Origin of the sequence: Candidatus Frankia alpina (assembly GCF_902806485.1) — a bacterium.
Taxonomy (GTDB): Bacteria; Actinomycetota; Actinomycetes; order Frankiales; family Frankiaceae; genus Frankia; species Frankia alpina.
This window is the reverse complement of the sequence record NZ_CADCWT010000224.1, coordinates 1-7,663: the sequence shown is the minus strand read 5'-3', so window position 1 is coordinate 7,663 and position 7,663 is coordinate 1. Positions and strand designations below refer to the sequence as shown.

Sequence of the window (7,663 nt, the reverse complement as noted above, 5' to 3'; positions counted from 1 at the left end):
CGGGGGTGGTCGGACCGGGAGTGGTCGGAGCAGGGGTGGACGGGGCGCACGCAGGGTGTGGCTCGACGGGTCGGACGTGGAGAGGATCGCGACAGTGAGACCGGGGTTCGTGCTCGAAGTCGACGAGCAGACTCCCCCGCTGCTGGTCCATTCCGGCGCCGGGGTGCTGCTGGAACGGTTCCCGCTGGGCACGCGGGTGGCGTATCCGCCGCAGCCGCGGCCGGGGGTCGGTGACGTCGCCGCGGCGATCGCCGCGGCGATCGCCGATCCGGTGGGCAGTGCGCCGTTGGCGGCGTTGTTGCGCCCGGGGATGCGCCTGACGATCAGCGTGGACGATCTGCGTACCCCGCAGCCGCGGATGCGGCGCGTCGACGTGCGGGGGCGGATCCTCGAGCAGGTGCTGACCGTGGTGGCGGCGGCGGGTGTCGACGAGGTGACGCTGGTGGTGGCCAACGGGCTGCACCGGCGGTTGGGTGCCGCCGAGGTGGCGGGGATCGTCGGGGAGCGGGTATTTCGCTCGTTCTGGCCGACGCAGCTGACCTGCCATGACGCCGAGGACGCCGCGAACCTCGTCGAGGTCGGTGTCAGCGACGCCGGGGAGCCGGTGGTGATCGCCCGGGCGGTGGCCGAGGCCGATCTGCTCATCGCCGTCGGGATTGTGCAGGGCCCCGGGCAAGGGGGGCCCGGAGCGCTGGTCGAGGGGTTGTCGTCGTATGCGTCGCTGCGCGCGGTGCATTCGGTGGCGGCGGTGACGCAGGCCGCCGGGGCCGGCGCCGGCGGCGGCGGCGGGACGGTAGCCGGCCGGCTGGTGGAGCCGGCGGCGGTGGCCCGGTTGGGGGCGGTATTGGGCGCGGCGGTGCCGGTGATCGCATAGTCGGCGGCCGTCGCGGCGGTGGCGTGGCAGTCCGTCGACGCCCAGCAGCGTGTCGATGTCGACGGGCAGAGTGACGTCGTGGTCGTGGGGTTGCCCCCGTTCGGGGCGTATCAGGGTGGGGCGCCGGCGGATCCGGTGCTGGCCGCGCACGGTGCGCTTGCTGAGGTGTTCGCCCGTCATCGGGGGCGGCCCGTCGTCCGGGAGAACGGAGCGATGATCGTCTACCATCCGGTGGCGGCGCGGTTCTCCCAGCTGCATCAGCCGTCGTATGTGGACTTCTACGAGGAGGTGCTGGCCGAGTCGAGTGATCCGGCGACGGTCGAGGCGAAGTTCGAACGGCAGTACGCCACCGATCCCTGGTATGCGTCGCTGTACCGAACGTCGCTGGCGCATCACGGGGTGCATCCGTTTCACCGCTGGTATGAGACGGCGCCGGCGCGGGCGCATCTGGCCGAGGTGGTCTTCGTCGGGGGCGATCGGGCGGTGTGTGCGCGGCTGGGCTATCGGGCGGCGTCGACGCTGGCGGATGCGTTGGAGATCGTGTCGGGGTCGGTGGGGCGGGATCCGTCGATCACGTACCTGCACAGCCCGCCGCAGCTGATCACCGACGTGCGGTGAGACCGAGGTGCGGTGACGGCGGCGCGCTGTGCCGGTGGCGGGGTCGCGCCGGGACGGGTGGGTCACGGGCGCGGTGGATGGGACCGGTAGGACGAGGGTGTTCGGGACGGATGGGTGATCGGGATGGGTAGGCCGCGACGGGGTGTGGGGCTGCGTGAGGCCGCGCGGGGTGTGCGTCGCGGTGGCCCGCCGGTGGTGCCCGCCGGCGACGAGGGCCGGGGGGGGCGGTCGGCGGCGCGGGAGTTCCCCACCGGGTGGGCGCGTAGCGGTGCGGCGCGCACGACCCGGTCGGCGTTCCTCGGTGGGGTGATGAGCCCGCTGCTGCACGCCTCGCTGACCGCGCACGCGCACGGCGGTGAGGTGTTTGACACTGTCCGCGACATCCCGGTGATCATTGTGTCGAATCACACCAGTCATCTCGACGCGCCGCTGCTGCTGTGTTCGCTGCCGGGGCGGGTGCGTTCGCGTACGGTGGTGACGGCGGCGGCGGACTACTTTTTCGACAGTGTGTGGCGGGGCGCGGGCAGTGCGTTGGCGTTCGCGACGGTGCCGATCGACCGCAGTGGCGGGGCGCCGTCGTCGACGCCGATGGACCTGTTGCGTGACGGCTGGAATCTGGTGATCTTCCCGGAGGGGACGCGGTCGAAGGACGGGGCGCGGGACCGGTTCCGGTTGGGGGCGGCGTATCTGGCGATCAACGCCGGGGTGCCGGTGGTGCCGGTGGGGGTGCGGGGGGCGTATGCGGCGATGCCGCGGGGCCGGTCGTGGCCGGTGGCGGGCCGCCCGCAGGTGACGGTGCGTTTCGGGCGGCCGTTGCGGGCGGCGCCGGGTGAGGATGTGCGCGCGTTCACCGCGCGGCTGGCCGCCGAGGTCGACCGGTTGTGCGTCGAGGATGCGACGAGCTGGTGGGATGCCACCCGTGCCGCGCTCGCCGAGCAGCCCGCCGACTCCCCCGGCGGTGCGGCGAACGCAGCCGGTGCGGCGCCGCGTCAGCCCGCCGCCGACCGCGACCGCGACCGCGAGGATTCGTCGGTCGGCGGGCCGTCCGCCGACGGGGCCGCGATGACGGCCGTCGGCGAGGCACGCACACTGGGTCGGCATCGGCCCCGCGCCGGGGTGCGGCCCGGGGCCGGCCCGGTGTCGATCTCCGCGCGGCTGCGCGGCGCCCCGGCTACGCCGACGGCGCGCTGGCGGCGGATCTGGGCGGCCACCGAACCGCTGCCGCGCAACACCTCCCGCTCCCCCTGGCGCTGCTGAACACCGCAGGGTGACGGTATTGGCCGACGACGGCTGGTGGTACTGACCGGATGATCCCGCCGGCCACTCCCGTCTGTGGTTCCTGCGTCCCCATCCGGCCACGCGCACCCACCTGGCCCACCGTCACGTGATCTCCTGCCTGGGGCGCTGCCGGGGAACGGCTGCGGCGGGCCGATCGGGTCAGGGTAGCTCGGGCCGCCGTGGTCTTGCAAAGGGTAGGGGCTCTGCGACTGGCCGTAGGGTGCCTGCGGCTGCGGGGCGCCATCGTGAACGGCTGGACCGACCGGTCTCGGCGATGCCCTCGCCCCGACTACAATGATCTGTGATATAAATCACACGAAGATCGACATGTGGATAATCCTGTTCATGGGGCGGTGAGTAACTCGGCGTGACCCTGTGGATGTCCTGTGGGGAAAGGGTCATCCAGTACGACGGGGAGAAGTTAAGGCGTTGCGGTACGTATCTGGCGCGGTATCACTGACGCATGGCTCTGCTGCGTCTGACCGCCCGGTCCACCCCACCCGCACACCAGCCCGGGTCCGCCCGCGCGGGCTCGCCGACGCCTCCCGCCCGGATCATGGGCCCCGCTGCGGCCGGATGGCCGGGTGGGGCGCCCACGCTGCCCCCGAGCGTGGCGCGGGTCGCCGCCCGCACGCGACTGTCCGCCGAGCTGCTCGCCGCGATCCTGGAGGTCGACCAGCGGACCCGGGCCACCCTGGATGACATCGAACGCGCCGACGCGCTCGCCGAGCGGCTGCTGGTCCGCCGCGGCCACCGCCTGCGCGCCGCCGGGGCCGCTGGTCCAGCCGCCCCGGGCGCGGCCTGCGGTGATCCGGCCACCGAGCGTCCGACCGCCCTGGCTGCGGCCTCCACCGAGGGAGTGTGCCGGGTCTCGGCCTGACGGGCCGCTACCTCGGCTGGCACCGGGCACCGTCCCCGGCACCGGGCACGCACCTGGGCCGACGCTGGACCACACCGTTTTCGTAACCTTCGGCAGTCATCTGCTCACCCTGTCGGCACCGCTCGGCCACGGCCGCCCATGCGCCTGGGTTTCCGGCCGGAATACGGCCAGATCATGCCGGGGCCTGCGCACGGTTTCACGGCCCAAAACCGTGCCGAAGCCTCGGCATGGCTCTGTGCGCATGCGGTGACAGAGCGATAGGAGAGGTGAACCCGCAGGACTCACTCGTCAAGGCTGCGGTCCGCGGCGTCGCGGTGGGAGGCAGGGCGCGGGCCGGGCCGAACCGATATCGCTGGGCTCACCCGGTGACCTGGCCGCGCCGCGGGACCCCGGGCAGCTGAACGACGCGGTTCGGGTCTGCGCCGGGTGGAGTCAGGTGGCGCCGGCGGTGCGGGGGGCGCGGTCGACCGGGGGCGAGGAGATCAGCAGCAGAATCTCGTGCACCCGGGTGGACAGCAGCCGTGAGGGACGCACGTCGAGGATGGCGACCATCTCGTCGAGGCCACCGCCGGCGGTGGCCGGGTCGTGGTTGACCAGCGTGGTGGCCAGCGCCCCCAGCGCCCAGCCGCGTTCGAGGGTGCCTGGGGTGGTGATCGACACGGCGCGATACCCCGCGGAACGGGCGCCGGGCACGGACAGCCGGGCCATCGCGTCGGCGACGACGCAGGCCTCGCGGACGTCGTCGAAGGCGGGCCAGCCCGGATGGCGTAGGCCGCGCACGACCGGGCGGTTGCGCAGGCGGGCCAGCGCGGCGTCGACGCCGGGTTCGTCCCCGGCGGCCGCGGCGAGGGTGACCTCGGCGGCAGCGGCCCAGCCGTGCAGGTAGGGATCTTCGACGGCGGCGGCACGGGCGGCGTCGAGGCGGCCGTCGGCGAAGGCGATGGCGGCGTCCAGGCTACGGGAGGTGCCGGTGAGCAGCCGGTCGTCGAGCTGGGCGGCGAACTGCTCGGTGAGGGTGGCGAAGCGCCGCGCGGAGGTGTTCGCGCCGGTGTCGGCGGACAGTACGCCCAGGTAGAACGACAGGTAGCCGGCGACGCGGGTCAGCTCGATGTGCACGGCGGGTGACAGTCGCCGCGCCAGGGCGGCCTGCACGCGGCGCCAGTCGCCGATGATCGGGCCGAGCAGGCTGGTGTGGGGCGCGCTGAGCAGGGTGGTGGCGTAGCGGTAGAGGCGGTCGTCGAACTCGCTCAGTGCCAGTGGGTCGGGGTCGGCGTAGGCGATCTCCCTGGAGATCATCGCCGCGGCGCGGGCGGCGCCGGGCAGGGCGAACCTGTCCGGCGCCTGCGTGCCCGCCAGCTCCACCGCATCCATGCCCTGCATCCCCTCCACCTCCCGGCCGGGCTTGCCCGCCGCCGGCCTGCTCGCCGGGCCCGTGCCCGCCGCCACGTCCGGGCCGTGCCGTGGCCCGGGCGGGCCGCCGCGGCGCGGTTGGCGTGCCTCGGCGGCGCGGGCCGCGGGCGGTACCCGAGCCTGTCCGTCGCGTCGCGTGACCGGCGGGTGCCGGAGCTGGGCTTCGACCTCGGGCCGTCGGCGTCGCGTGCACGGCGATGGTTCTCCCGGCGGGTGGTCGGATCGGCGGACGATGCGACGGTGGGCACGCTACCGCGCCCACGGGGGGGTCTGTACAGAGGTTCGACGAACTCCACACCGCCCCCGGGTTGTCCAGGGGGGACATTCCGCCTCTTGTCGGCGGCGGATGTGGCGTGTAGAGGGGGCCGCGGTGGTCCGATCGGGCCGGGCGTCCCGGATCGCGGGCCTGGTCAGGGCCGGCATCGGCGCGCCGGGCCTGAGCGGACGGTGTCGGCGGTGACGGCGGCGGTGACGGCGGCGGTGACGCTGCTCACCGCGGCGGGGGGCTCGGGTCGGACCGGGCCGGGTGGGCATACCGGTGTTGCCGGGCCGTCCGCGTGCCCCCCGGGTGGGGGTTACCCGCGGGTGGTGGGCGCCGGGGCCGCCGCCGCTTGACATACCGTCCGGTCGGTTTAGTGTAGGATGTATGGGTGATGCGGTGCCGATGGTCCCGGCGACGGCCAAGGGCGAGGCGACCCGCGCTCATCTGCTGCGCATCGCGGCGGTGGTGTTCGCCGAGCAGGGCTACGCCGCGACGACGATGGCGCAGCTCATCGACGCCAGCGGGTTGACCAAGGGGGCGTTCTACTTCTACTTCCGGTCCAAGGCCGAGCTGGCGCTCGCCGTGCTCGGCGAGCAGAAGACCCGTTTCCTCGGCCGGGTCGTCGCGGCGCTGGCGGGCCGGGAGCGGGCCGTCGACGAGCTGCTCGCGATGGTCCCGGTGATGGTCGAGCTGATCGAGGGTGACCCGGCGGTGTGGAGCGTCACCCGCCTGGCCCGGGAACTGGCCGGCGAACCGCAGCTCACCGCACGGGTCCGTGAGCCGATGGCGGCCTGGGTGGCGCTCGTCGCCGGTGTCGTGCGCCGCGCGCAGGCCGAGGGTGATCTGCGCGCCCACGTCGACGCCGACGCCCTCGCCGCGGTGCTCGTCGCCGCGTTCGACGGGTTGAAGTCGCTCACCGACGTCCTCGACGGCCCGCGGGCCTCGGCCCGCTTCGTCGAGCGGGCGGGGGTACTGGTCGACCTTGTCGACCTGGCGTTGTGCGGCGGGCGGGACGACGCGGGCCCGACGCGGCCCGGTGAACAGACCGATCAGATGGCAGGGAGATGCTGATGGACCTGCAGGGACAGACCGCTGTGATTACCGGGGCGTCGACGGGCATCGGCGCGGTGTTCGCCCGCGAGCTCGCGGCGCGTGGTGCCGACGTCGTCCTCGTCGCCCGGAGTACCCACCGGTTACAGAAGGTGGCCGAGGAGATCACCGCCCGGCACCCGGTGCGCGCCGAGGTGGTCGCCGTCGACCTGTGCGACCCGGGCGCCGTCGACGTCGTCGCCGAACGGGTCGCCGTGGCCGGGGGCCGGGTGGACCTGCTGGTCAACAACGCCGGCTTCGGCACCCACGGCGATCTGGCCGCCGCCGACCCGGTCCGCCTCGCCGACCTGGTGCGGCTCAACTGTGTCGCCGTGGTCGCGCTGACCGCCCGTTTCCTGCCGGCGATGGTGGCCCACGGGCACGGCGCGGTGGTGAACGTGGCGAGCACCGCAGCGTTCCAGCCGCTGCCGCACATGGCCGTCTACGGGGCTTCCAAGGCGTTCGTGCTGTCGTTCAGCGAGGCGTTGTGGGCGGAGGTGCGCCCGGCGGGGGTGCGGGTGCTGGCGCTGTGCCCGGGTGCCACCGAGACGCCGTTCTTCGACGTCGTCGGCACCCGTGACGGCGTCGTCGGCGCGGTGCGCACACCCGAGCAGGTGGTGGCCGCCGCGTTGCGCGCCTTGGAGCGGGGCCGGCCGGTCGCGATCGACGGGCGGCGCAACGCGCTGCTGGCCCGTGGCGGGCGCCTGCTGCCCCGGCGGATGCTGGTGAGGATCGCCGAGCGCACCATGCGCCCGACGCCCGCCCGCACCTGAGCGCCGCCCGCACCAGACGTATTCCGAGCCCCTGGCGGCGGTGGTCCGGGTGCACGGTGGTGCGTCGGAGCACGACGCTGCTCGTAACCATTGGCTGAATCATCCGCTCCTACAAGGACACGGAAATCCGACTTTCTCCGTCTCTGGCCACGCTCGTGGCGATGCGCGTCGATATGGAGTCGCTGCTGGCCGGTCAGGAGTCCGGTTGACCATCGCTGGCGGACGTGAGGGGGGTCCGGGTGCGATCGAGGATGGGACGGACGGTGTGGGCGAAGTGTTCGCCGTGCAGGGTGAGCACGGTGTCCTTTCATTCAGGGCCAGCCAGAGCACCAGCAGGCCCCGGCGACGCAAAGACCGACCAGGACGCTGACGCCGGGCCGGCTGAACGACAGCCCGACGAGCGCACCGACCCCGACCAGCACGCTGAGCGGGAGGAGCCCGATGCCAGCGTCTGCTGGACGGCGAGTCGCTCTGCAGGG

General features: G+C 73.7%; 5 protein-coding genes and 1 pseudogene. 5 read left to right on the top strand and 1 reads right to left on the bottom strand.

Going from position 1 to position 7,663, the window contains the following annotated elements:
• Nucleotides 1–76 precede the first annotated feature (76 nt).
• The 3 genes and pseudogenes from G6R25_RS19095 to G6R25_RS27865 all read left to right on the top strand — a co-directional run bounded on the left by G6R25_RS19095 (nt 77) and on the right by G6R25_RS27865 (nt 3,650).
• Nucleotides 77–1,492: pseudogene (locus G6R25_RS19095) on the top strand (lactate racemase domain-containing protein).
• Between the two features lie 123 nt (nt 1,493–1,615).
• Nucleotides 1,616–2,749, top strand: coding sequence for a lysophospholipid acyltransferase family protein (locus tag G6R25_RS19090; RefSeq protein ID WP_163554060.1), 1,134 nt, complete (start codon nt 1,616–1,618; stop codon nt 2,747–2,749).
• 484 nt (nt 2,750–3,233) lie between these two features.
• Nucleotides 3,234–3,650, top strand: coding sequence for a hypothetical protein (locus G6R25_RS27865; RefSeq protein ID WP_419469380.1), 417 nt, complete (start codon nt 3,234–3,236; stop codon nt 3,648–3,650).
• A 432-nt stretch (nt 3,651–4,082) separates the two neighbouring features.
• Here the strand turns inward: G6R25_RS27865 and G6R25_RS19080 are convergent, their stop codons facing one another.
• The gene (locus tag G6R25_RS19080; protein ID WP_205447248.1) at nt 4,083–5,021 is read right to left on the bottom strand and encodes a hypothetical protein; all 939 of its coding nucleotides are present in this window, start codon (nt 5,019–5,021) and stop codon (nt 4,083–4,085) included.
• A 703-nt stretch (nt 5,022–5,724) separates the two neighbouring features.
• Between G6R25_RS19080 and G6R25_RS19075 the strand changes: the two genes are divergently transcribed.
• Nucleotides 5,725–6,393 (top strand): TetR/AcrR family transcriptional regulator, encoded by a 669-nt coding sequence (locus G6R25_RS19075; protein WP_235949074.1) that lies wholly within the window; start codon nt 5,725–5,727, stop codon nt 6,391–6,393.
• Nucleotides 6,393–7,184, top strand: coding sequence for an SDR family NAD(P)-dependent oxidoreductase (locus tag G6R25_RS19070; RefSeq protein ID WP_163554058.1), 792 nt, complete (start codon nt 6,393–6,395; stop codon nt 7,182–7,184). Before G6R25_RS19075 ends, G6R25_RS19070 begins: the two co-directional genes overlap by 1 nt.
• Nucleotides 7,185–7,663: the final 479 nt, after the last annotated feature.

What these genes read in the sequence shown, in the direction of transcription:
- G6R25_RS27865 (WP_419469380.1), top strand. Translation starts at nt 3,234, where the DNA reads ATGGCTCTGCTGCGTCTGACCGCCCGGTCCACCCCACCCGCACACCAG.
- G6R25_RS19090 (WP_163554060.1), top strand. Translation starts at nt 1,616, where the DNA reads ATGGGTAGGCCGCGACGGGGTGTGGGGCTGCGTGAGGCCGCGCGGGGT.
- G6R25_RS19080 (WP_205447248.1), bottom strand. Translation starts at nt 5,021, where the DNA reads ATGGATGCGGTGGAGCTGGCGGGCACGCAGGCGCCGGACAGGTTCGCC.
- G6R25_RS19075 (WP_235949074.1), top strand. Translation starts at nt 5,725, where the DNA reads ATGGTCCCGGCGACGGCCAAGGGCGAGGCGACCCGCGCTCATCTGCTG.
- G6R25_RS19070 (WP_163554058.1), top strand. Translation starts at nt 6,393, where the DNA reads ATGGACCTGCAGGGACAGACCGCTGTGATTACCGGGGCGTCGACGGGC.